This window comes from Streptomyces sp. LS-MS-L19 (assembly GCF_058382285.1).
Window position 1 is genome coordinate 9,275,076 of the sequence record NZ_JBYCLL010000001.1, and the last position, 22,816, is coordinate 9,297,891.

19 protein-coding genes are annotated in these 22,816 nt (G+C 72.7%); 10 read left to right on the plus strand and 9 right to left on the minus strand.

What is annotated here, in order from left to right; translation table 11 throughout:
• Window positions 1–21: 21 nt before the first annotated feature.
• Window positions 22–2,814, minus strand: a complete 2,793-nt coding sequence (locus tag AC2XR2_RS41435; protein ID WP_330262428.1) for a SpoIIE family protein phosphatase — start codon at window positions 2,812–2,814, stop codon at window positions 22–24.
• Window positions 2,815–3,304: 490 nt separating this feature from the next.
• The gene (locus AC2XR2_RS41440; RefSeq protein ID WP_491517954.1) at window positions 3,305–6,112 is read right to left on the minus strand and encodes a SpoIIE family protein phosphatase; all 2,808 of its coding nucleotides are present in this window, start codon (window positions 6,110–6,112) and stop codon (window positions 3,305–3,307) included.
• Window positions 6,113–6,280: 168 nt separating this feature from the next.
• Between AC2XR2_RS41440 and AC2XR2_RS41445 the strand changes: the two genes are divergently transcribed.
• From AC2XR2_RS41445 to AC2XR2_RS41465, 5 genes are all read left to right on the plus strand, one after another.
• On the plus strand, window positions 6,281–6,943 hold the full coding sequence (locus AC2XR2_RS41445) for a helix-turn-helix transcriptional regulator (protein ID WP_491517955.1): 663 nt from the start codon (window positions 6,281–6,283) through the stop codon (window positions 6,941–6,943).
• Between the two features lie 66 nt (window positions 6,944–7,009).
• Window positions 7,010–8,188: an alanine racemase gene (locus AC2XR2_RS41450; protein ID WP_491517956.1), complete on the plus strand. Its 1,179-nt coding sequence runs from the start codon at window positions 7,010–7,012 to the stop codon at window positions 8,186–8,188.
• Window positions 8,189–8,477: 289 nt separating this feature from the next.
• A complete protein-coding gene (locus tag AC2XR2_RS41455) occupies window positions 8,478–10,280 on the plus strand; it encodes an acyl-CoA dehydrogenase family protein (protein WP_381298223.1) in 1,803 nt (600 codons plus the stop codon).
• A 118-nt stretch (window positions 10,281–10,398) separates the two neighbouring features.
• Window positions 10,399–10,761: an ArsR/SmtB family transcription factor gene (locus AC2XR2_RS41460; RefSeq protein WP_381298225.1), complete on the plus strand. Its 363-nt coding sequence runs from the start codon at window positions 10,399–10,401 to the stop codon at window positions 10,759–10,761.
• The gene (locus AC2XR2_RS41465; RefSeq protein WP_449349852.1) at window positions 10,754–11,392 is read left to right on the plus strand and encodes an SRPBCC family protein; all 639 of its coding nucleotides are present in this window, start codon (window positions 10,754–10,756) and stop codon (window positions 11,390–11,392) included. The genes AC2XR2_RS41460 and AC2XR2_RS41465 overlap by 8 nt, the downstream gene beginning before the upstream one ends.
• 5 nt (window positions 11,393–11,397) lie before the next feature.
• Here the strand turns inward: AC2XR2_RS41465 and AC2XR2_RS41470 are convergent, their stop codons facing one another.
• The gene (locus AC2XR2_RS41470; RefSeq protein WP_491517957.1) at window positions 11,398–12,030 is read right to left on the minus strand and encodes a lipoprotein; all 633 of its coding nucleotides are present in this window, start codon (window positions 12,028–12,030) and stop codon (window positions 11,398–11,400) included.
• A gap of 106 nt (window positions 12,031–12,136) precedes the next feature.
• Here AC2XR2_RS41470 and AC2XR2_RS41475 point away from each other — a divergent pair, with 106 nt between their 5' ends.
• Window positions 12,137–12,919, plus strand: a complete 783-nt coding sequence (locus tag AC2XR2_RS41475; protein WP_491517958.1) for a maleylpyruvate isomerase family mycothiol-dependent enzyme — start codon at window positions 12,137–12,139, stop codon at window positions 12,917–12,919.
• A 127-nt stretch (window positions 12,920–13,046) separates the two neighbouring features.
• Window positions 13,047–13,574 carry a hypothetical protein gene (locus AC2XR2_RS41480; protein WP_491517959.1) on the plus strand — a complete coding sequence of 176 codons (528 nt, stop codon included), beginning with the start codon at window positions 13,047–13,049 and terminating at the stop codon, window positions 13,572–13,574.
• 38 nt (window positions 13,575–13,612) lie between these two features.
• On the opposite strand, the gene AC2XR2_RS41485 is transcribed toward AC2XR2_RS41480, so the two are convergent.
• A complete protein-coding gene (locus tag AC2XR2_RS41485) occupies window positions 13,613–14,176 on the minus strand; it encodes a hemerythrin domain-containing protein (RefSeq protein WP_330262419.1) in 564 nt (187 codons plus the stop codon).
• Between the two features lie 91 nt (window positions 14,177–14,267).
• On the minus strand, window positions 14,268–16,757 hold the full coding sequence (locus AC2XR2_RS41490) for a molybdopterin oxidoreductase family protein (RefSeq protein WP_491518592.1): 2,490 nt from the start codon (window positions 16,755–16,757) through the stop codon (window positions 14,268–14,270).
• A gap of 138 nt (window positions 16,758–16,895) precedes the next feature.
• Here AC2XR2_RS41490 and AC2XR2_RS41495 point away from each other — a divergent pair, with 138 nt between their 5' ends.
• On the plus strand, window positions 16,896–18,086 hold the full coding sequence (locus tag AC2XR2_RS41495; RefSeq protein ID WP_381298236.1) for an amidohydrolase: 1,191 nt from the start codon (window positions 16,896–16,898) through the stop codon (window positions 18,084–18,086).
• 24 nt (window positions 18,087–18,110) lie between these two features.
• On the opposite strand, the gene AC2XR2_RS41500 is transcribed toward AC2XR2_RS41495, so the two are convergent.
• Genes AC2XR2_RS41500 through AC2XR2_RS41510 form a run of 3 tightly spaced genes read right to left on the minus strand, consistent with a single transcriptional unit; the run spans window position 18,111 to window position 19,797 of the window.
• On the minus strand, window positions 18,111–18,836 hold the full coding sequence (locus tag AC2XR2_RS41500) for a metallophosphoesterase family protein (protein ID WP_491517960.1): 726 nt from the start codon (window positions 18,834–18,836) through the stop codon (window positions 18,111–18,113).
• Window positions 18,833–19,105: a BON domain-containing protein gene (locus tag AC2XR2_RS41505; RefSeq protein ID WP_381298238.1), complete on the minus strand. Its 273-nt coding sequence runs from the start codon at window positions 19,103–19,105 to the stop codon at window positions 18,833–18,835. Before AC2XR2_RS41505 ends, AC2XR2_RS41500 begins: the two co-directional genes overlap by 4 nt.
• Complete coding sequence (locus AC2XR2_RS41510; RefSeq protein WP_491517961.1) at window positions 19,102–19,797, minus strand: nucleotidyltransferase domain-containing protein; 696 nt, start codon at window positions 19,795–19,797, stop codon at window positions 19,102–19,104. The genes AC2XR2_RS41505 and AC2XR2_RS41510 overlap by 4 nt, the downstream gene beginning before the upstream one ends.
• Window positions 19,798–20,053: 256 nt before the next feature.
• Between AC2XR2_RS41510 and AC2XR2_RS41515 the strand changes: the two genes are divergently transcribed.
• Window positions 20,054–21,451, plus strand: coding sequence for a helix-turn-helix domain-containing protein (locus AC2XR2_RS41515; protein ID WP_491517962.1), 1,398 nt, complete (start codon window positions 20,054–20,056; stop codon window positions 21,449–21,451).
• A 31-nt stretch (window positions 21,452–21,482) separates the two neighbouring features.
• Here AC2XR2_RS41515 and AC2XR2_RS41520 read toward each other — a convergent pair whose 3' ends face one another.
• Window positions 21,483–21,671, minus strand: a complete 189-nt coding sequence (locus tag AC2XR2_RS41520) for a hypothetical protein (protein ID WP_491517963.1) — start codon at window positions 21,669–21,671, stop codon at window positions 21,483–21,485.
• 443 nt (window positions 21,672–22,114) lie between these two features.
• Between AC2XR2_RS41520 and AC2XR2_RS41525 the strand changes: the two genes are divergently transcribed.
• Window positions 22,115–22,816: a hypothetical protein gene (locus AC2XR2_RS41525; protein ID WP_381298246.1), complete on the plus strand. Its 702-nt coding sequence runs from the start codon at window positions 22,115–22,117 to the stop codon at window positions 22,814–22,816.

Consider the following 22,816-nt stretch of genomic DNA (forward strand, 5'->3'; position numbering starts at 1 on the left):
TGGCCAAAGGCGTCCATGGGGTCACGGCAGCGGTTGTTCCGCCCAGATGACCTTGCCCGCCGGGGTGTACCGGGTGCCCCAGCGCTCGCTGAGCTGCGCGACCAGGAACAGACCCCGGCCGCCCTCGTCGGTCATCGCCGCGTACCGCAGATGCGGTGAGGTGCTGCTGCTGTCGAAGACCTCGCAGATCAGGGAACGGTCGAAGAGCACCCGTACCTGGACGGTGTCGCCGCCGTAGCGGATCGCGTTGGTGACGAGCTCGCTCAGGATCAGCTCCGTGGTGAAGGCGAGCTCGTCCAGGCCCCACAGGGACAGCTGCCGCGACACGGACGCCCGGACCTCCGAGACGGCGGCCGGGTCGGCGGGGACCTGCCACTCGGCGATCCGGTCGGCGGCGAGCGCCTGTGTGCGGGCCACGATCAGGGCGATGTCGTCGATGGCCCGGGACGGCGGCCGCGCGTCCAGCACGGCCCGGCAGGTGTCCTCGGGCGAGGGGCCCGCCTGCTCCAGGGCGGTGCGCAGCAGCTCCAGGCCCACGTCGATGTCGCGCTCCCGGTCCTCCACGAGCCCGTCCGTGTAGAGCACCAGACGGCTGCCCTCGGCGAGCTCCAGGTCGGCCGTCTCGAACGGCAGGCCGCCGAGGCCCAGCGGCGGACCGGCGGGCACGTCGGGGTACTCGACGGTGCCGTCGGGGTGGATGAGGGCGGGCGGGGGATGGCCCGCGCGGGCGATCGTGCACCGCCGGGAGACCGGGTCGTAGACGGCGTACAGGCAGGTCGCGCCGGTCACCGGGGAGTTGCCGCTCTCCTCCGCCTCGTCCTGGTCGATCCGGGCCACCAACTCGTCCAGCAGGGCGAGCAGTTCGTCGGGCGGCAGATCGAGGGCGGAGAAGTTGTGCACCGCCGTGCGCAGCCGGCCCATGGTGGCGGCCGCGTGCAGTCCGTGCCCCACGACGTCACCGACCACGAGGGCGACCCGGGCACCGGACAGCGGCAGTACGTCGAACCAGTCACCGCCCACGCCCGCCTGCGCGGGCAGGTACTTGTAGGCGATGTCCAGGGCGTCCTGCTCGGGCAGCCGGCGAGGCAGCAGACTGCGCTGGAGCGTCACGGCCATGGTGTGCTCGCGGGTGTAGCGGCGGGCGTTGTCGATGGAGACCGCGGCCCGGGTGACGAGCTCCTCGGCGAGGGCGACCTCCTCGGTGTCGAAGGGCTCCGGCTTCTCCGAGCGCCAGAAGCTGACCGTGCCGAGCACGAGGTGGCCGGCCCGCAGGGGGACGGCGATCAGCGAGTGGATGCCGTACTCCATGACGTGGGCGGAACGCTCCCGGTCCTGGGCGTGCCATCCGGTGGCCTCGGCGAGCCGTGGCTCCAGGACCGCCTTGCCGCTGCTGATGCCGCGGGCCTGGGGCGCGGAGTCGACCAGGGGGATGCGTTCGCCGACCTTGTACAGCGGGGCGTCCTCGCGGATCCCGCTGAGCGCGGTGCGGCGCAGGGTGGTCGCCGCCTCCGGCTGCCCGCCGCTGAGCACCTCGTCGAACAGGTCGACGGTGGCGAAGTCCGCGAACCGCGGTACGGCGAGCTCGGCCAGCTCCTCGGCGGTGCGGGTGACGTCCAGGCTGGTGCCGATGCCCACCGTGGCGTCGTACAGCATGTCCAGGCGCTCGCGGGCGACCTCGGCGCGTCCGGACAGGGCGCGCAGCTCGGTGGAGTCGCGCAGCGTGGCGACGCTGCCGGGCGGGCCGCCCTGGATGTCGGTGGGCCGCTGGTTGACCGCGAGGAGCCGGTCCCTGACCCGGTGCACCTCGTCGGTGGCGACCCGTCCGGAGGCCAGCAGCCCCGCGGTGTCGGCGGGCAGGGCGAGGTCGAGGACGTGCCGGCCCTCGGCGTCGGCGGGCAGGTCGAGCAGTCGGTGCGCCTCGTCGTTGGCGAGCAGCAGCCGGCCCTCGCCGCTGACGATCAGCACCCCCTCGCGCACGGCGTGCAGCACCGCGTCGTGGTGCTCGTACATGCGGGTCATCTCGTGCGGGCCCAGGCCGTGCGTCTGGCGCAGCAGCCGTCTGCTGACCAGTGCGGTGCCGCCCATGGCGAGGGCGAGTCCGACGGCGGCGGCCGTCAGCAGCAGCGGCAGCTGCTCGTCGGCGGTGCCGCCCACCTTGGCGGTCGTGATGCCGGCCGACACCAGGCCCACGACCTTGCCGTCGGTGTCCTTGATCGGGACGACGGCCTGCACGAGCGGTCCGATGGTGCCGGTGATGTCCTCGGTGACCACGCGCCCGGCCAGCGCGGGGCCGATGTCCCCGACGAACTTCTTGCCGATGCGGTCCGGTTTGGGGTGGGTGTACCGCACCCCGTCGGTGTCCATGACGACGATGAAGTCCACATCCGTCGCCCGGCGGGCCGCCTCGGCGCGCGGCTGGAGCACCGCCGAGGGGTCGGGGCTGTCGAGGGCCTCCAGGGTGCCGGGCGCGTTGGCGAACGCCTGGGCCACGGCGACGGAACGGTTGCGGGCCTCCACGGTGCTGTCGTGCCGTACCTGGAGCACCAGGGCGACCACCGCGGCCACGACCAGCAGCAGGACGATCACCACTTGCAGGACGAACACCTGTCCGGCCACGCTGCGTCCGCCGACTGCCGCCCGCAGCGCCCCGGGTCCCCGCCCGCTCCGGGCTCCGTCGCGCTCCACCCGGGTCGGTGAACTGCCCCGTGCCGGGCCCTCGTGCTGGTCGTGAGTGCGGTCGGGTGTCTGCGGTGGGCGGGGACCGCCGGGGCGACGGGCCGACCCGCCCCCGGAACGGCCCGGGAGTCGGACCATGTGCCCATGTCTACACTGCCGCGCCGCAGGAGGCGAGGGGCGTCACACGGTGTGACAGAACAGCGACAGACCCTCCACGGGGCGCACGCAGGGGAGGGGGAGGTGGGGGGCCGGGTGGGCGTGGTGGGGGTGGTCAAGGGGAGCGGGGGCGGGCGTGCTGGGTGCGGGCTGGGTGGGGGTGCCGGGTGCGTATGTGCGGGGCTGGCATGGGGGTGGGTGCGCTGAGTGCGCGTCGGCGCGCCCTGAACAGGGGTGCTGGCTGGGCGTGCTGAGTGCGCGCTGGGTGGAGGTGCGGCGCGTCTGCGCGGGCTGGACCGGAGTTGTGCGCTGTGTGCTGGGTGCGCGCCGGGCGAGCGTGTCGGGCGCGTCGGCGCGGGCTGGGAAGGGGCGGCCTGGGGCCGGGCGGGGTGCGGTGCGTGTTCGCGGGATGGGCGGGGCCCGGCGGGGTGCCGTGCGGGTTCGTGGGCCTGGGGTGGGGTGGTGGGTGTGGTCAGTGGGTGCCGGGTGGGGGCTCTGCGCGGCGGGTTGCCAGCAGTAGTGCGATGTCGTCGGGGCGGTCCGGGGCGTGCCGGGCCGTGGCGGTCAGCCGGTCCGCCACGCCCGCCAGGAAGCGCTGGCCGGGACGGGCTGCGGGGGCGCCGGCCTTCGCCAGGGCCACCCGCAGCGCGGTGATCCCCTCGTCGATGTCGCAGCCGGGCCGCTCCACCAGTCCGTCCGTGTAGAGCGCGAGGACCGTGCCGGGGTCCACCTGGAACTCGGTGACCGGATAGCGGGCCCGCGGATCCACCCCGAGCACCACCCCGCCGGGCAGGTCCAGGACACGGGTACGGCCGTCGGGGCGGCGCAGCAGCGGGGGCGGATGGCCGGCGCGGGCCGCCCGGGCCAGCCCGGTGGCGGGGTCGAGGCGGATGTAGCAGCAGCTCGCGAAGAGTCCCGGGTCGAGGTCGATGAGGAGATGGTTGGTGCTGCTCATGACCTCGTCCGGCGGCCGGTCGCCGAGCGCGAACGCCCGGACCGCGCTGCGCAACTGGCCCATCGTGGCCGCCGCCTGCACGCCGTGCCCCTGGACGTCCCCGATGACCAGGGCCAGCCCGTCGCCCGACTCGACGACGTCGTACCAGTCCCCGCCGACGTCCATCCCCGCGGTGCCCGGCAGATAGCGGCCCGTGGTCTCCAGCAGCGGGTGCGCCGACAGCCGGCGGGGCAGGAGCACCTGCTGGAGGCCCCGGGCGAGCGCGGTCTCCGACTCGTAGCGCTGCGCCTTCTCCATGGCGTGGGCGATCAGTCCGGCCAGCGCGGTGAGGACCGTGCGCTCCTCGGTGGAGAAGCTGCGGGGCCGGTCGAAGCCGAGGATGCAGGAACCGACGGACCGGCCGGAGGCGATCAGGGGCAGGAAGACCCGGGCGCCCTCGGTCGCGTCGAGGGCGATCCCGGGGTAGGCGGTCGTCAGCTCCTCCATCGAGTCGAAGAACAGCGGTCGGCCGCTGGTGAGGGTCTCGACGCCGGGGAGGCGTGCCTCCAGGCCCACGCCGTCGAAGGGCGCGAGGAAGCCCTTCGGGAAGCCGCTCTCCCACGCCAGGTACAGATGGCGGTCCTGGAGCAGGTAGATCGCGAGCCGGCGACCGCTGAACGCGGGCAGCAGCTCCCGCATCACGACGGCGGACACCTGCCGGGCGGTGACGGCCTCGCTCAGCGCGATGGCGAGGGCGATCGGCCGGTACAGCGGCGCGAGTGGGCTCGCCCCCGTCTCGGCCGCCTCGGCGCCCCCGTGTCCGGCAGGACTGTCCGCCACCCGGCTCGCGGGCCGCACCGTGCAGGTCAGCCGGTCGGGACCGGGATACACGGACAGCGCCAACCAGTCGCCTTCGTACGACTGCGGCGCGGGGTCGGTGTCCTGCGGCGAGGGCGTGGAGCGCGAGGGCACCTCCCGCGCCGCGGTGTCCCGGACCTGAGCCTTCTGCCGCGCTGCGGTGCCGTGTGCCTGCGGCTCGTGCTCCGGTGTGGTGCCGTGTGCCTGCGGCTCGTGCTCCGGTGCGGTGCCGTGTGCCTGCGGCTCGTGCTCCGATGTGGTGCCCTGGGCCTCCGGCTCGTGCTGCGCCGCGTCCCCCGGCACCCCCGCCCCGTCCTGCGCTGCGCTGCCCTGCACCCCCGGCCCGGTGTCATCGATCCCCGCCTCATCCGCGGCCTCCCGGAGCCGTGGACGTTCCAGGTGGAAGTGGACCGGGTCCGGGGCCAGGAGGGCCGCGCGCAGGTGGTCCTCGAAGTCGGGGCGGCCCAGCCAGGGCACGGCCTCCCACAGGTCGCGGCCGACGAGCTCGGTGCGGGGGCGGCCCAGGAGCTGGGCGGCGCGGGGATTGGCGTAGACGACGAGGCCCAGCCGGTCGAGGCAGAACACGCCGTCGGGCAGCAGGTCCGCCGCCGAGTCGGCCGTGGGGGCAGGGCCCGGCGTCACCACCACGCCCCGGACCGCGGGCTCGGCGGGCGGGTCGTGGGCGGTCCACAGGTCCAGCAGACGCAGCGCGCCGTCCGCGTCCCGCAGGTACAGCGGCAGCGCCGGAGGCCGACCCGCGGCGGTGTCGCGCAGGGTGCCCAGGATGCGGTGCGCGTCGCTGGGGGCCACGGCGTCGGCGAAGGCCTCAACGGTGCCGGGGAACTCGCTCGGCGGTACGCCCAGGAGGGTGTGCAGATCCTCGTCGAGGGTGATCGCGGTCGTCGTCGGGTCCCAGGCGAAGCGGCCGACCCGCCCCACCGACGTGGAAGCGGTGGGCGGCCGCAGGTACATCGGCTCGCCGTCCCAGGCGACCTGGTCGGAGTCCTCCTCCTCCAGGCCCCGCAGCGCCGCACCCAGAATCTGCGCGAGCCGCACCACGCGGTCGCGCTCGGAGAGCAGGTCGGCGGCGTCGGTGACGGCCGGGCGCAGCACGGTCAGCACGCCGTAGGTCGTCGAACCGCTGACGACCGGTACGTAGAGCGAGCCGAAGTCGAAGGGCAGGCCCGCCGCGAACTGGGCGTAGCGGCGCATGGTCTCGGTGGCGTTCGGCAGGACCACCTGGACACCCAGCCGGTAGGAGTCCGCGACGGGGAAGGGACTGTCGACGTGCAGGCGCCACCAGGGCCGGAAGAGCGGGCCGGGAAGTCCTGACAGGACGGCGAGCCGGAGCACTCCGGGCGTGCGGGAGCGCAGATAGACCCCTCCGGCGTGGCCGCCGGCCGCACTGATCGCCTCCGTCGAAGCATCGATCAGCAGCGCCGCCAGCCGCCCGGCCGCGGAGTGTGCCTCCTTGACGCTCCCAGTCATCGGCCCTACCTCGTCCGTGCGCCGTCCCGCGGGCGACACAGCAAGAATGCGCCACCAGGTCACCGGCCCGCACCCGGGCGGCCCATATGTATACCTCGATCACCCCGCTGGACAACTGTCGGTCGGACTCTTAGAGTCAATATCCAGTTCTGGACAATCAGTCCAATCATGTGGTGGGGCGGTGCGCTGGTCGTGGAAGGCGTCGTTGGCGGTGCGGACGAGCACCTCATCGGTGAGGCCGAGAAGATCGCCGTGGCGCTCGGTCGTATGTTCCCTGGGTTGTGCGAGGTGGTGCTGCACGACCTGCGGGACCCGCGGCACGCGATCCGGGCGATCGAGAACAACCTCTCCGGCCGCCGGGTCGGGGACTCCGCGACCGAGCTGGGTCTGGCCCGGATCGCCGATCCGGACTACCCGAGCGTCCTCCAGAACTACCCCAACCGCTTCCCCGACGGCCGCCCGGCCAAGAGCACCTCCATCGGGATCAAGAACACCGCCGGGGAGTACGTCGCGGCCCTGTGTCTCAACCTCGACGTGTCGGTCCTCTCGCCGGTGACCCTGGCCCTGTCGTACCTCGTGGCCACCGACACCGAGCACCGGGACCAGCCCCTGGAGACCCTGCGGGACCGCACCACACGCGAACTGCGGCAGGTGGTGGAGGAGTTGGCGGCCGAGCGCGCGGCCACGCCCCGCTCGCTGAGCCGACCGGACAAGAAGGAACTGGTGCGGCAGCTGCACCGGGACGGCTGGTTCGACTCCCGCGACGCCGCCCGGACCATCGCGGACCTCCTCGGTGTGTCCCGGGCGACCGTCTACAACTACAGCAAGTGACGGCCCCCTTATGCGCCTCCCTGTACGCCCGCTTGTACGCCCGCTTGTGAGGACGGACCTCTCCACGTGACTTCCGTGCACCACCCCGTGAGCGCCGACGCGCGCACCCTGGCCGACCCCGACACCCCGTTCGCGGTGGTCGACCTCCACCGGACCCGGCGCAACATCGAGCGACTGGCCGCCCGGGCCGAGCGGCTCGGCGTGGCCCTGCGCCCGCACGTGAAGACGGCCAAGAGCCTCGATGTCGCCGCCCTGCTGCACGAGGGCGCGACACCCTGTCCCGTCACGGTCTCCACCCTCGCCGAGGCGGAGGCGTTCGCCGCGGGCGGGTACACCGACATCACCTACGCCGTCGGCATCGACCCCCACAAACTCCCGCGCGTCCTCGCCCTGTTGCGGCGCGGCGTGACCCTGCGCGTCCTCCTGGACAGCACCGAACAGGCGGAGTCCGTCGCCGACGCGTCCCGGCGGGCCGGGATCGCCGTCCCGGCCCAGATCGAGATCGACTGCGACGGCCACCGCGGCGGCCTCAGGCCCGACGCCCCCGGGCTCCCCGGGATCGGCCGCGTCCTGCACGAAGCGGGCTGCCTGGACGGCGTGCTGACCCACGCCGGCGAGTCGTACTTCGCTCCCACCGCGGAGGAGCGGAGACGGGCCGCGCGGAACGAACGGGACAGCGCGGTCGCCGCGGCGGAGCGACTGCGGTCGGCCGGCCTGCCCGTGGCCACCGTCAGCGTCGGGTCCACCCCCACCGCCCACGCCGCCGAGGACCTCACCGGAGTCACCGAACTGCGCGCCGGCAACTACGTGTTCTTCGACCTGGTGATGGCCGGCCTCGGCGTCTGCGGCCTCGACGACCTCGCCCTGTCGGTCGTCGTCACGGTCATCGGACACCGCCCCGAGTACGGATGGATCGTCACCGACGGCGGCTGGATGGCCATGTCCCGCGACCGCGGCACCGCCGCCCAGGCGCAGGACCAGGGCTACGGCCTGGTCGCCGACCTCGCCGGAAACCTCCTCCCGGGCCTGGTCATGACCGCCGCCAGCCAGGAGCACGGCACCCTCACCGCCCGCGACGGCGACCGCCTGCCCGACCTTCCCCTCGGCACGCGGCTGCGTATCCTGCCCAACCACGCCTGCGCCACCGCGGCGCAGCACCAGGGCTACCACGTCGTGGACAGCGCCCGCCCGGCCGGTGACGCGCCCGCCGTGCGGGGGTTCTGGAACCGCGTCAGCGGCTGGTGACCAACCGGGGGAACCAAACCGGCCGTTGAGCCGTCGACGAGAAACACACGTCTCGTTCACCCGGAACGGTGGGTAGGAGACAGGGCGACACGCCGGAGGCACGGGGGTGGGTGAAGTCGACCGGGAGCGCGGGGCGTAGAGTCCCGCACGGGAGGGCAATCACCTTGTGTGGATTGTGACTTGTGGTATTAGAGGGGCCGTTTAAGGGGTAACTACCACCACACGCGGGTCTTCAATCGTGGTGATGATCATGATGTGATCAGAGGGTGCCCCGGGCTACGTTGCCGCTGTGATCACCTCTCAACTCCCCGTAACGTCACCGCCGCTGACCGAGACCGCCGCCCTCAGGCACCTGCTCTTCGACGCACAGGCCGAGATCCACGAGCCCTGGCGCCGCCTGTTCGGCTCCGACGTGTTCGCCCACCACGAGGGGCTGACGCACGAGGAGCGAATAAAACTCTCCTATCAACGCCTACGTTCGGTGAACGCGGCGGTACCCGATCCGCAGGCCCTGGCCCGGGACCCGGTCGCCCTGAGCGCCCTGCACGAGTGGGCCGGGGTGGTGGACCCGGGCATGACCACGATCGCCAGCATCCACTACAACCTGTTCCTCGGCAGTCTCCTCGAACACGACCGCGACGGCCGGGACCTGGGCCCCTGGCTGCGGATGGAGCGCGTCGGCACCTTCCTGTGCACCGAGCAGGCGCACGGCAACGACGCACCGCAACTGGAGACCACCGCGACCCTCGACCGGGCCACGGGCGGGTTCGTGCTCACCACTCCGACGCGCGGGGCGCGCAAGTGGATGCCCAACACCTCCGCGATCGGCGGCCCGAAGGACGCCGTGGTGGCCGCACGGCTGATGATCGACGGCAAGAGCCAGGGAGTGTTCCTCTTCCTGACCCCGCTGACCGACGCGCACGGGCGTCATCTGCCGGGCGTGGAAGTGGAGTCGCTGCCCCAGACGGCCAGCAGCCCGGTCGACCACTGCGCCACCTCCTTCCACGGGGTCCGGCTGCCGCGGACGGCTCTCCTCCAGGGTGATCACGGCCGACTGACGCCCGAGGGCGAACTCGTCTCCAACCTCGGCAGCCCCCGCAAGCGGTTCCTGCGCTCCATCGGGCGCGTCACCATGGGCAAGCTGTGCATGAGCGCCTACAGCCTGGGCGTGACCCGGCACGCCCTGGCCGTCGCCGTGCGCCACGCCCACCAGCGCGTCACCTCCGGCATGACCAGCGGACAGCGGGTGCCACTCTTCAGCCACCGCACCCACCACGCCCCGCTCGTGGAGGCCCTGGCCACGACCTATGCCGCCACCCTGCTCCAGCGCGGCGTAGTACAGCGGTGGGCGCGGGCCGCCGAGGGCGAACGTGAGGAAGCCGAGCGGCTGGTGGCGGTCGCCAAGGGGTGGATCACCTGGCAGGCCCGGTCCGTGATGACCGAGTGCCGGGAACGCTGCGGCGCCCAGGGGCTGTTGCTCTCCAACGGGATCGCGGGCCAGCTCGCCGCCAACGAGGGCACCATCACCGCGGAGGGCGACAACACCGTCATCTGGGTCAAGGCGGCCGGCGAGATGCTGCTGGGCGGCTTCACCCCGCGCCCGCCCAGCGAGACGCCCCCGGCCGCCCGGACCCTGCACGACCCGGAGTACCTGCATGACCTGATGGGCGACCTGGAGCGGGTCCGTCACGAGCGGGCCCGGGGGCGGCTGCGCGCCAAACGGGTCGGCTCCTCCCTGGACCGCTGGAACGGCGCCTCCTCGGCGGCACTGTCCCTGGTCGACGCCCATGTGCACCGGCTGGCCGCCCAGGAACTCCTCGCCGCGGCCGGGCGGGCCGCCGACCCGCGGGCGGGCCTGCTCCTCGACCACCTCCACCGGCTGTTCGCCCTGCGGTACGTGGCCGCGAACAGCGGTGAACTGCTCGCCCACGAGCGGCTGACCGCCGAACAGGTCCGCTACCTCCCGGAGGTGCTGGAGGCCACGGTCGCGGCGCTGGCACCGCACGCCCTGACCCTCGTCGACGCCTTCTCCGTGCTGGAGGAGGTGACGGCGCAGCACCCGATGCTGCGCGCGGAGGCCAGACCGGCCTGACCGTCCCCGCCACACCACCGCTCAGCAGTCCGAGGGCCGCCGGAACCCCGTCGGCCCTTCTGCGTTGCCGACCCGGTCCCTATTTAAGACTTGGCTTATATAAGCAGCGAGTGGCATAGTGGGTCGCGTGCACGCGTTCGACGTACTCGGGGATCCGGTCAGGCGCCGGATATTGGAACTGCTCGCCTCGGGGGAGCAGGCGTCGGGCGAGGTCAGTGCCGTGATCCGGGACGAGTTCGGGATCTCCCAGCCGGCTGTCTCCCAGCATCTGAAGGTGCTGCGGGAGAGCGGCTTCGCCTCCGTCCGTGCCGACGGCAACCGGCGGCTCTACGCCGTCCAGGCCGCGCCGCTGCGGGAGGTCGACGCCTGGCTGGAGCGCTTCCGCGGGTTCTGGGAACAGCGGCTCGACGCCCTCGGAACAGAGCTCGCGCGCGGACAGCGGGAGCGCAGACGGCAAGGAGAGGTGAGCCAAGGTGAGTGAGATCGCCGACGAGATCAACCGACTGCACCGACGGGTCGGCACCCGGCAGGTCGAGACCGGTGAGGCCCGGACCGTACTGCTGCGGCGCACGTACGACGCCGAGATCGCCGACGTGTGGGACGCGGTGACCTCCCCCGAACGCATCGCGCGCTGGTTCATGCCGGTCAGCGGCGAACTCAAGGTCGGCGGCCGCTACCAGCTGGAGGGCAACGCCGGCGGCGAGATCCTCGAGTGCGTGGAGCCCGAGCGGCTCAGGGTGAGCTGGCTGTACGGCCCCGACCCCGGCTTCAGCGAGGTCGAGGTGCGCCTCACGCCCGAGGACGGGGAGCGGACCGTCCTCGAACTCGAGCACGTGGCCGTCGTACCGGACGAGTTCTGGGACCAGTTCGGTCCCGGTGCCGTAGGAGTCGGCTGGGACCTCGGGCTCTACGGGCTCCGGCTGCACCTCGCGGGCGGCGGGCTCAGCAAGGAGGAGGCCGCGACCTGGCACACCACGCCCGAGGGCAGCGCCTTCATCACCGGCTCGGGCGAGGCGTGGGGCGAGGCCTACGCCGCCTCCGGAGCCGACGCCGAGACGGCCGCCAGGACGACGGCCGCGACGATCGCGTTCTACACCGGAACCGAGGCCTGACCGGCTCAGGCGGCGCGCAGGGTGCGCTTGGCGAGCTCGTACGCCGGGAGCATCTCCTCGTGCTCCTCGGTGTCCAGCCCGCCCAGATGCAGGACCACGGGCCCGTCCGGGGTGACGACGGCGAGAGCGCGCTCCTTCTTCGTCTCCTCCAGGAGCTCGCTGGTGTAGAGGTACTCCACCTCCACACCGGAGAGGCCACCGGAGGTGAAGGTGCCGTACTTCTCCTTGCTCGCGCCGTCCTCGCCCGCGACGAAGGCCTTCAGGACGCTCCGGGCATCGGCGTCACCGGGCTTCGCGGCCCACACCCGCAGGAAGCCGATGCTGCCCGCGGGCTTCGCGTCGATCTCGCACGCCAGGGCGACCGGCCCCTGGCGCAGCGGCGACTCGACGGCCTCGGCCTTCCAGTTCCTCGCCGTGTCGAACGTGACGGGCAGTTCGCACGCCGAGCCGGCGGCGCCGATCGCGCCGCCGCTGCTCGCGGACGTCCCGCCCGCACCGGGCGTCCGCGCCGACGCCGACGGGCTCGCCGACTTCTCGGAGTCACCCTCCTCGGCGGTCCCCGAACAGCCCGCCAACACACCCACCAGCAACGCCACCTGGGCCACCCGACGCCCTGCGCTCCCCGCCCCGACCCGCATGTCCGTGTCTCCCCGTCCGCCGCAGTGCCGCTGAATTCCGTAGTGGATCTCGAAGGAGTCAGGTTAGGTGGCAGGGATAACGAATCGTGCAGCGAAGGGGGAAGCGTTGGTGACCTTCGACGACCACTGCGACGCGATCGTCGCCCAGACCGGCCTGCTCGCCCGCCACGCCGAGGGCGCGGACCCGGCCGCCCCGGTGCCCACCTGCCCAGGCTGGGACCTCGGCCGGCTGCTGCGGCACGTGGGCGCCGACCACCGCTGGGCGGAGGAGATCGTACGGACCCGCGCCACCCGGCCCACCGACGACGACTCGGTCGACGATCCGGCCGCCTACGCCGACCTCGCCCCCTCCGCACTCGGCGACTGGCTCGTCGAGGGCGCCACCCGGCTGGCCGGCACCCTGCGGGCCGCCGGTCCGGACACGCCGGTGTGGACACCCGCCGACGAACACCTGATCGAGCAGTCCACCCGGTTCTGGGCTCGTCGCATGGCCTACGAGACCCTGCTGCACCGTGCCGACGCGGCCCTGGTGACCGGCGCGGAGTTCGTGGTCGACGAGCGGCTCGCGGCGGACGCCGTCGAGGAGTGGCTCCAGTTCTCGACCGTCCCGGAGGCCTATGAGCCGCTGCCCGGCGTGCCCGACCTGCTCGCACCCGGACGCGCCCTGCGCTTCGACGCGGGAAGCGCGGGGGAGTGGCTGCTCGACCTCGGCGGGGAGCGGCCGCGGTGGCGGCGGGGCGGCGGCGAGGCCACGGCGAGCGTCCACGGGCCGGTGACCGGCCTGCTCCTCTTCCTCTACGCCCGCCCCGCGCCCGGCGTCAGCACGCGAGGCGACTCGGAGCTGCTGGACCTGTGGCTGAAACGCACCCGGTTCTGGCTGGAGCTGTAGCGCGCCAGGAGGTGCGGTGTGGCCGAGACCACGTGCCCGCCGAGGTCGGAGCCATGTCGTCCTCCCCGGCCCGCGGGCTACCGTTTCGGCCAGACCCCTTCCCACCAGCAGCTCGGGCGGCCCGGCAGTGCAAGCAGATCTCTCCCCGGTCATCGCGGCGACCGCTCACTGGCTGAACCGCGCCTACCCGCCCTCGGGCGGCGCGCTGGCCGCCGCGCTGTGCGAGGTGCAGGCCCGGCAGGCGGTCACCGTCGCCGCGTGGCTGCGCTATCCGACGGCGATGGACGCCGCGCTGCTCGGCATGGCGGGCCCGGGCGGCTCCGCCCGCCTGGACTGGGTCACCGGCGCGGACGCCGCCGGCGACCGGGACACCGAGGACCACCCCTGGCGGACCTGGGTGGACGAAGTCGTGGCCAGCTGGGCGGCCTGTCTGCTCACCGACCCCGAACTGGCAGAACTGGCCGTGACCGAGGTCGCCGGGGGCGAGCACACGACGGCCACACCGGCCGCGTTCCGCCGCCTGCTCACCCCCGACGCCACGGACCGCCGCGCGGCGGCCCTGCTCAGGCATCCGGACCTGCTGGCCCCGGTGGCCGGACTGCACCGGGACCAGCTGCTGGACCGGCTGGGCTCGGACGAGGCGCTCATCGCCTGAGGTCCGCCCTCGCCCGAAGGCCCTGCTCCGTGTCGGCGTCAGTCTTCCTTGCCGCGGCCCGACAGCGCGTCCCGCATCCGGTCGACCAGCCCGGCGCCGGGAGCAAGCAGCTTGTTCGCCGGAGGAGTGTCCGGGGCCGAGGGGTGCGGACGGGTCGGCGCCATCTTCTTGGCGCGGCGCACCTTGTCGCCCAGGTCGTTCAGCTCCTTCTCCGAGCAGGCGACACGCAGCTGCGGGAAGAGGGTCTGCTCCTCCTCGGCGATGTGCGAGCGGACCTCGCTCATCAGCTCCCCCACGAGCCGGTCGAACTCGGGGTCGTCCGCCTCGCAGCCCTCCAGGTCCTTCATCAGCTGCTCGGCCTTGGAGTGGTCGTCGATCTCCCGGTCCGCCATGGTGTTCCCGTTGACCAGGTGCTCGCGTACCGCCGGGTACAGGTACTCCTCCTCGGCCACCGAATGCCGGATCAGCTCCATGGTGACCTGCTCGGCGTACACCTTCCGGTTCTTCTCACCGGGCGACAGCGCCTCGATCTTCCCGAACAGCTCCTCGACCTCACGGTGATCGGTCATCAGCTCGTCGATGACGTTTCCTCCGTGTCCCATGTTCATCACCTCCGGCCCCCGAGTGCCCTGGGCCGTACGCCTTATTCCTGGTCACAGGCTCGTCGGGTGGACTTCGTGGTCCTGCCGGACTTCATGACCTGCCTCCCGGATCCCGGGCCGGACCCTCGCCGTAGCCAGGGTCCTGTGTCGCCTGGGCCTGTCGGCCACCCGCCGTGACGGGCACGGAGCCGGGGTCCGCCGGGGCCGACGCCGTGGTGGTGGGGGCCGGGGCGTACCGCCCGTCCGCGCGGGTGACGAGGGTGAGGGCTGCGGCCGCGGTCTTGAACAGGGGCTGCTTGGACGCGGGGTCCCAGTCGGTGATCGTCGTCTCGTTCGCGGCCCGCCCCGGACCGCCCCCGTCCGGGCCGTCGCCCTCCTTGGTGTCCCAGTAGCCGTAGTGGAAGGGCACGAAGAGCAGCCCCGGCCGGATGTCGGTGACCCGCAACCGTGCCTGAAGGGCGCCGCGCCGGGTGGCGACCTCCACCAGGTCGCCCTCGCCGAGACCGAGCCGGTCCGCGTCCGCCGCGCTCACCTCCGCCCACACCTCGGGGGCCGCCTCGTCGAGCTGTGCCACCCGGCCGGTCTTGGTGCGGGTGTGGAAGTGGTAGAGCGTACGGCCCGTCGAGAGCTGGAAGGGGTACCGCTCGTCCGGCATCTCGTGCGGCTCGACGTACGCGGCCGCCTTGAGCACCGCCTTGCCGTCCGGGTTGAGCGAGCGGTACTCCACCGGATCCACCGCCGCCCCGGTCTCCAGGTCCTTCCCGTAGCTCTCGCAGTCGTCCGGGTGGGCCCAGGTGATGCCGTCCGTGTAGAGGCGCGCGGTGCCCCCGGGCCGCTCCTCGGTGCAGGGCCACTGGATGCCACCGGCCTCGCGGAGACGGTCGTAGGAGATGCCCGTGTAGTCGCAGGGCCGGCCCGCGCTGCACCGCTTCCAGGCCTCGAACGCCTCCTCGGGCCCCCGCCAGCCGATCAGCGGTCCGCCGTCCTTGTCGCGGAAGTCCATGCGCCGCGCGAAGTCCAGGAAGATCTCCAGGTCGGGCCGGGCCTCGCCGGGCGGCTCGACCGCCTTCTCGCACAGGTGGACCGTGCGGTCGGCGTTGGTGATCGTGCCGGTCTTCTCGCCCCAGGTCGCCGCGGGCAGCACGACGTCGGCGAGCCGCGCGGTCTCCGTCAGGTACAGGTCCTGGACGACGGTGCAGAGCCGGTCCTGCGCCAACAGGGCGCGGATGCGGGCCAGTTCGGGCAAGGACACCGCGGGATTGGTGCCGCTGATCCAGAGCATGCCGATCGAGCCCTGCTCGGCGTAGCGGAACATCTGCATCGCGTGCGTGGGCGGCGCGTAGTGCGGGATCCGGTCCGGCTCGACGTTCCACACCTGCGCCAGGTCGGCGATGTGCTTCTCGCTCTGCCAGTTGCGGAACCCCGGCAGATCGCCGTCGGCGCCGCACTCGCGGGTGTTCTCGGCGCTGGGCTGTCCGTTCATCTGGAGCACGCCCGCGCCCGGGCGGCCCAGCATGCCCCGGATCAGATGCAGGTTGTTGACCTGCACGGCCGCGGCGGTGGCCTGGTGCGCCTGGTAGACGCCCTGGAGGACCGTGGACAGCAGGGCGTCCGCCGTGCCGACGAGCTCGGCCGCCGCACTGATCCGGGCGGCCGGCACGTCACAGATCTCCGCGGCCCACTCGGGCGTGCAGGACGCGACCCGCGCGGACAGCTCCTCGAAGCCGACGGTGTGCGCCTCGACGAAGTCGTGGTCGACCCGGTCGTGCCGGATCGTCTCGTGCAACAGGGCGTTCAGCAGCGGCACGTTGGTGCCGACCCGCGGTGCCAGGTGCACGGCCGCGTGCCGCGCCACCTGGGTCGGACGGGGATCCACGCACAGCAGCCGCGGCGGGTCGGCGCTCGCCAGCCGGTCCAGGACCCGCGCCCACTGCACGGTCTGCGTCTCGGCCATGTTGTGGCCGAACAGCGCGATCACGTCGGCGTGGTCGAGGTCGTCGAAACTGCCGGGCTGGCCGTCGCAGCCGAACGACTCCTTCAGCGCCTCGGCCGCCGTCGCGGTGCACAGCCGCGTGTTGCCGTCGAGGTGATTGGTGCCGATGCCCGCCCGGGCCAGCACCGCGAGCGTGTAGTACTCCTCCAGGAACAGCTGCCCGCTCGTGTAGAAGCCGATCGAACCGGGCCCGCGCTCCTCCAGCAGCTCACGGGTGCGGGCCGCGATCCGCTCCATCGCGGTGTCCCAGTCCGTCTCCACCAGGTGCCCGTTACGCCGGACGAGCGGCCGGGTCAGCCGGTCCGGCGAGGCGTTCGCCTGCCAGCCGAACAGGTCCTTGGGCCCCAGCCTGCCGCGGCTGACCCGGTCCACCGCCCGCCCGCGCACACCGGCCATCCGGCCGCCGACCACGGCGATGTCCATGGCGTCACCGCCGGAGTGCAGCAGCGAAGCCGCCGGCACCCACGCATCGACGGCCCCGGGCGCCACACCCTCCGCGAGGAACGTGTCCACCCTGGCCGGCCAGGACCCGTGCCGCCGGTACGGCGTCCGGGCACCCCAGGGATCGGCGATCCGGTCCGCCTTCATCGCGGCCTCCTTGACGACGCCCACTGATCGCTCCTGAGTACCCGCACCCCGGTGCCGGTAACGGTGACCGGGTGTAAGCAGGCCCGCTCGATGGAACCCGGACCGGGACACGGACGTACGACGCCAGGGGAGGACGATGTGACCGACGCCGTGGACGAGGTGCTCGCGCGGGTGCACGGGGAGGTGGCGGCACGGGCCGACCGGCTCTGGGACATGGCGCGAATGCTGCACTCCGACCCGGAGTACGCCTTCGAGGAGCACCGGGCGGCGGCGCTGCTGTGCGGAGAGCTCGAATGGGCGGGATTCGAGGTGCGGCGGGACGTGGCCGGCCTGCCCACCGCCTTCACCGCACGCTCCGGCACCAGGACCCGCCCCGCGGTGGCCCTGATGCTGGAGTACGACGCCCTGCCCGGCCTCGGCCACGCCTGCGGCCACAACCTGATCGCCGCGGCCGGCCTCGGCGCCGCCCTCGCCGCGCGGGCCGTGCTCAGCAGGGACGCGGGCACCGTCTGGGCCATCGGCACCCCGGCCGAGGAGGGCGGCGGAGGCAAGGTCGCCGAGACCGACGCCGGGGTGTTCGACGACCTCGACGCGGCGCTCATGTTCCACCCCGGCGTGCACAGCTGGCAGTGGGCCCCGCTGACCGCGCAGGCCCAGTACCGGGTCGGCTTCCACGGCCGCGCCGCCCACCCGACCGGCAACCCCACCGAGGGCGTCGACGCGCTCGCCGCGCTCATCCAGCTCTTCAACACTCTGGCCGTGGTGGGGCGCAGGCTGCCCGAGGGGTCGCACGTCCAGGGCATCGTCACCGACGGCGGCAGGGCCACCAACATCGTTCCCGAGTACGCGGAGGGCCTGTTCGGTCTGCGCGCGCTCACCACCGGCGCCCTGGAGGACCTGGCGGGCGAACTGCTCACCTGCGCCCAGGGCGTGGCCCGGGCGACGGGGACCACGGTCACCGTGGAACGGGCCACGCCCCGCTACGAGCACTTCCGGGACAGCTCGGTGCTCTCGGCCCGGTTCGCCCGGTACCTGGCGGGCACCGGGATCGAGATGACCCCGCCCGCGCCCGGCGTCTACCTGGGCTCCTCCGACGTCGGCAACGTCAGCGGACGGGTGCCCGCCATCCACCCCTTCGTGGCGATCATGGAGGAGGACGGCTCCGACCACACCCCCGAGTTCGCCGTCGCGGCCGGCTCCGAGCGCGCCCGCCGGGTGATGCTGGCCGCCGCCGAGGCCCTGGCCAGCACGGCGGTGGAAGTGCTGCTGCGGCCGGAGCTGCGGGACGCGGCATGGGAGGACCACGACCGGGCCACGGCCCACAGCTGACGGTGCGCGTACGGGGGCGGCCGCTCAGTTCTCGTGCAGGTGGTAGACGTTGAAGGCCCGCCGGATCACCGGCTGGGCCACGTTCCGCACCCGCACCCCGCCGGCCGTCATCCCGTGCTCGGTGCCCGCGTGCGCGTGTCCGTGCACGCTCAGGTCGGCGCCCGCGGTGTCGATGGCCTCGGCCAGCAGATAGCTGCCGAGGAACGGATAGATCTCCAGCGGCTCACCGGCCAGGGTGTCGGCCACGGGGGAGAAGTGGGTGAGCGCCACCTTGGCCCCGCAGCTTTGCCGGTCCAGTTCCTCCAGCGCGGTGCGCAGCCCGTCCGCGCAGCGCCGTGAGTACCGTACGAACTCCTTCATCAGCGGCTCGCCGAACTCCCCGGCACTGCGGCCCACGAACCCGCCGCCGAACCCCTTGGTCCCGGCGATGCCCACCCGGGTGCCGCCGCACTCCACGACGGTTCCCTCGCCCTCCAGGACCCGCACCCCCGCGTCCTCCAGCAGGGCGGCCACCTTCTCGGGCTGCTCGTCGTGGTGGTCGTGGTTGCCGAGCACCGCGACCACCGGCACCGGCAGGCCCCGCACCTCCTGGGCCACCACCCGCGCCTCCTCCGGCGTGCCGTGCCGGGTGAGGTCGCCGGCCAGGAGCAGCAGGTCGGCACAGTCGGGCAGGGTGTCGAAGGCGGGGCGCAGCACGCCCTGGCTCTCCGGCCCCATGTGGATGTCCCCCACGGCGGCGACACGGATCACGGCAGTTCCTCCGCATGATCGGGCGTGGCGGTCTCCGCCACCACCACGTCGGTGTGCACGGCGAGCCCGGCCAGCTCCTCGCGGACGGTCCGCAGCACGGTCTCCCGGCACTGCGCGGACGGCACCGTGCCGGTGACGACCACCGCCCCGGCCCGCACCTCGGCCCTGACCCCCAGCTCACCCGGTTCCTCCGCGGCCAGCCGGTCACGGAAGTGGGCGACGCGGTACTCGACGTTCTCGCCGGAGTGTTCCGGCGCGGACCCGCTCATGTCCGGCCCTCCTCGGTCTGCTGCTGCCTCGCGGCCCTCGGTTCGATGACCTCCAGCCGCTCCAGGAAGTAGAAGAACGCGTCCGGCATCGGCGCGTCCCCGCAGCCCCGGCGTACGGCGTCCCAGTCGACCTTCTCCCGCAGCGTGCGGGCGATCGGCAGCACGGCCCCGAAGTCGCAGTGGTGCTCGGAGAACGCGGACAGCAGGCTGTGCAGCAGGTCGGTGGGGGACAGCACCGGCATGAACACCGAGTCGACGGAGAGTTCGTCGGCCCGCTCCAGCAGTTCGGTGGTGACCGGCTGGTGCGCCAGCTCGAAGATCAGGTCGACCTGCTGTCCCAGGCAGTCGGCCTTCAGGAGCCAGTCCTCCGGAGGAGTCCGGACCGGGAGGCCCGCCGCGCGGAGGGTCTCGGCCACGGACTCCGCGTCCTCGGGACGGATGGCGAAGTCGACGTCGTGCTGGAGGTTCTGGGCGCCGCCGTGGGCGTACACGGCGACACTGCCCGCGAGCGCGAAGGCGTGTCCCTCCCGTTTCAGGATCGCGCCGACCTGCTTGGCCGCCTCCAGGATCGCCTGGTTGCGGTCGACGGGCAGACTCTGGGCGAGCGCCTCACCGGCGGCTTCCCCGGTCGCCAGTCGCAGTCCGGCGACGCCCCCGTGGCGGGCGACGTCGTCGTCGGCGTGCTGCGTCATCAGTGCCCCCTTCCTGGCCGGCCCGCATCCGAGGGGCCGGGACGGGCGGTTCGGGTACCCGGGACGGCGGGGTTCGACACGGCGGACCTCGGCGCGGGGCGGGGCCGCGCGACCGAGCGTCACGGCCCGCAGCGGGGATTGCGGCCCGGCGTTACAGCTGGTTCCGGCGTCGGGCCTGCTCCACCGGCCGGTTGACTCAAAGGTATGACCGGGTAGTGTGTTCCAAATGCCTCGTTGTCAGTGGAGGGGGGCAGCGGTGACCAAGTCCGCCGACACTCTGGGGCAGCGCCTGCGCGCGTTGCGGCGCGAGCGGGGTCTGAGTCAGACCGACCTGGCCTCGGGCGCGGTCTCGGCCAGCTATGTGTCGCTGATCGAGTCCGACCGGCGCACTCCGGAGCCCCCGGTGGTCGAGCTGCTGGCCGAACGCCTCGGTACCACCGTCGAGTACCTGCTGACCGGCCGGGACCGCGCCGAACTCAACGAACGCCGGCTGCGGCTGCGCTTCGCCGAGCTGGCACTCGCCAACGGCGCCGCCCTGGAGGCCAGGGACCGGCTGCTCGAACTGGCCCAGGAGAGCGATCCCGAGCTGCGCTGGGAGACCCTGTGGGCGCTCACCCGCGCGCACGAGGCGCTGGGCGAGACCGACCGGACGCTGGACGGGGTCGAGCGGCTGATCGACGCCGCCCGGCGGGGTGAGGCGCTGCCCGTCGGACTGCTGCCTCTGCTCATGCAGCGATGTCGGATCCTCAGCGAGGCCGGCGACTTCGGCCGCAGCATCGAACTGGGCGAACAGGCGCTCCAGGAGGTGCGTCAGCTGGGCCTGGAGGGCACCGACGACGAGATCCGGCTCGCCTCCACCCTGGTGGCCGCCTACTGGGGCCGGGGTGACCTGGCGACCGCGCAGCGGCTGGTCTCCCGCGTGATCGAGCGGGCCGAGCGCAACGGATCGCGCCGGGCGCGCGGCTCCGCCTACTGGAACGCGGCGCTGGTGGCCGAGGCCCGTGGCGACGTCGCGCTGTCGCTGGAACTGGTGGAGAAGGCCCTCGCCCTGATGGCCGAGGACGACTCCGAGCACAGCCTGGCCCGGCTGCGCCTGACCTACGCCTGGCTGCTGCTGCGGGCCGAACCGCCGGAGCTGGAGCAGGCCGGGCTCCTGCTGAACCAGGCGTACGACGTCCTGGTGCGGGTGTCGGACACCGGTGACCTCGCCGCCTGCGAGACGGAGCTGGCCCGCCTGGAACTGCTGTCGGGCCGCCCCGCGGAGGCCATCGGCATCGCGCTGCGCGCCATGGGACGACTGGAGTCCCGCAAGGCGGTCGAAGCGGGCCGGGCCCGTTGGGTGCTCGGCCTGGCGATGGTCTCGGACGGCCGGACCGCTGCCGGGATCGAGGAGTGCCGGACGGCCGCCGAGGAACTCCAGTCACTGGGGGCCGCGTCGGAAGCCGCCCAGGCCTGGCGTGAGGTCGCCGAACTGGAGGCCCGCCACGGCGGCGCGGACCAGGCGCTGGAGGCCTACCGCCGGATGGCGGACTGCGCCGGGGTCAGGTCCCCGGCCCGGATTCCGGATCCGCAGGCCGGACACCCCGGCACGTCGGCGTCCGAGACGGCCGCGGCCGACGATCTCGCGTCGGCCCGCGTCAAGGACCGCCGCTAAGAGCCGCCGACCGCGCGAGTGCGTCCGGCGCTCAGCCCGCGTCCGCGGTGAGTTCGACGCTCTTGCAGCACGGTCCCGGCCCGTCCGCCTTGGCCTCGACCGTCGTCGTGACCGTCGAGCCCGTCAGTCGCCCGGTGGCCGGGACGGGAGCCGGCAGTGCGGCCGTCAGCACGGCGAGGGCGAGCGTTGCCAGCACTTGTCGCACGTGAGTCGTCGTCATGTCATGTCCTCCCCCGGTGTGGGCCCAGTCGTGGCCCTCTGTTGAACGTCAGTGACGATCGCGTAGTCAAGGCAGCCTGTCAACTCCACTCCGGCATGCTTCATGTGCAGTTCACACCGGAGCGTGCTTCTCGCTCGCAGAAACGTTCTGAACTGCTCTTTTGGGAGTCCGCTCGTCGAAGCTGCGGACTGGAGCCGTCCATTTGCGTGATCTTCGCATAGCGCTCTGTGAGTCGAGGAATTCCTTGACTGGCTTCTTGCGGGCTGTGTACGGTCAGGTCGAAGTCATAGCGATGCTGTGATCGCCAAGACTCATGTGCCTGTGAATGCAATACGGGGGAGGCACTGCACCTTCGAACCATGGGTGTGCTCTGCCTGACCTCCCTCTCACGTCGTCGACGGCAACGCGACGAATGTCCAGTGAAGAAGGGTTGTCACACCACCATGTCCAAGCTTGACCGTGCGCGTCTCGAAACGCTGGCCGCGGAACTCCTGGAGAAGCAGTTCGAACGCGTACCCAAGCTGCGCGAGCTGCACCGCGGGGAGTGGATCGACCGGGACTACTACGTCCGGCACATCACCGAAACGGTTCTGCGCATCCGTCTGAACAACGAGGTCGACAGCTACGCCCTCTACAAGGTCGGCTCCCAGGACGACAACCTGGCCGCCAAGCTCGCCCGCTACCTCGCCGAGGAGTTCGGGCACGAGAACATGTTCACCAAGGACCTGAAGAGGTTCGGTCTGAGCATCGAGGACCTCAACGCCACCCCGGTCTTCCCGTCCACCGCCAAGCTCATGGGCTACCTGCGGCTGGAGGCCGACCGGTCCGGCCCGGCGCCCACCACGATCTGGGACTGGTTCGTGGAGTGGTACTCCGACCGCTACAACCCCGTCATCACGGCCAAGGCGGAGCAGGAGTTCGGCAAGGAGTACGTGCACGGCACCCGTGCGCACCTCGCCTTCGACGAGGACCACGACCACGACGAGCTGATGTTCCGCACGGTCTCGCGCGCCGTGGAGAAGTTCAGCACGCCCGAGCAGGCCGAGGTCTACCTGACCGTCTTCATCGACCTCATCGGCGACTACTTCACCGAGCTGTACGAGTCCACGGTCGGGGCACGCGAAGCAGTGCCGGCCGGAGTCTGA

Excerpts from the sequence above, each read along its gene's own strand:
- AC2XR2_RS41445 (WP_491517955.1), top strand. The coding sequence starts at position 6,281 with ATGTGGTGGGGCGGTGCGCTGGTCGTGGAAGGCGTCGTTGGCGGTGCG.
- AC2XR2_RS41435 (WP_330262428.1), bottom strand. The coding sequence starts at position 2,814 with ATGGTCCGACTCCCGGGCCGTTCCGGGGGCGGGTCGGCCCGTCGCCCC.
- AC2XR2_RS41490 (WP_491518592.1), bottom strand. The coding sequence starts at position 16,757 with ATGAAGGCGGACCGGATCGCCGATCCCTGGGGTGCCCGGACGCCGTAC.
- AC2XR2_RS41520 (WP_491517963.1), bottom strand. The coding sequence starts at position 21,671 with ATGACGACGACTCACGTGCGACAAGTGCTGGCAACGCTCGCCCTCGCC.
- AC2XR2_RS41470 (WP_491517957.1), bottom strand. The coding sequence starts at position 12,030 with ATGCGGGTCGGGGCGGGGAGCGCAGGGCGTCGGGTGGCCCAGGTGGCG.
- AC2XR2_RS41440 (WP_491517954.1), bottom strand. The coding sequence starts at position 6,112 with ATGACTGGGAGCGTCAAGGAGGCACACTCCGCGGCCGGGCGGCTGGCG.
- AC2XR2_RS41505 (WP_381298238.1), bottom strand. The coding sequence starts at position 19,105 with ATGAGCGGGTCCGCGCCGGAACACTCCGGCGAGAACGTCGAGTACCGC.
- AC2XR2_RS41525 (WP_381298246.1), top strand. The coding sequence starts at position 22,115 with ATGTCCAAGCTTGACCGTGCGCGTCTCGAAACGCTGGCCGCGGAACTC.
- AC2XR2_RS41510 (WP_491517961.1), bottom strand. The coding sequence starts at position 19,797 with ATGACGCAGCACGCCGACGACGACGTCGCCCGCCACGGGGGCGTCGCC.
- AC2XR2_RS41485 (WP_330262419.1), bottom strand. The coding sequence starts at position 14,176 with ATGGGACACGGAGGAAACGTCATCGACGAGCTGATGACCGATCACCGT.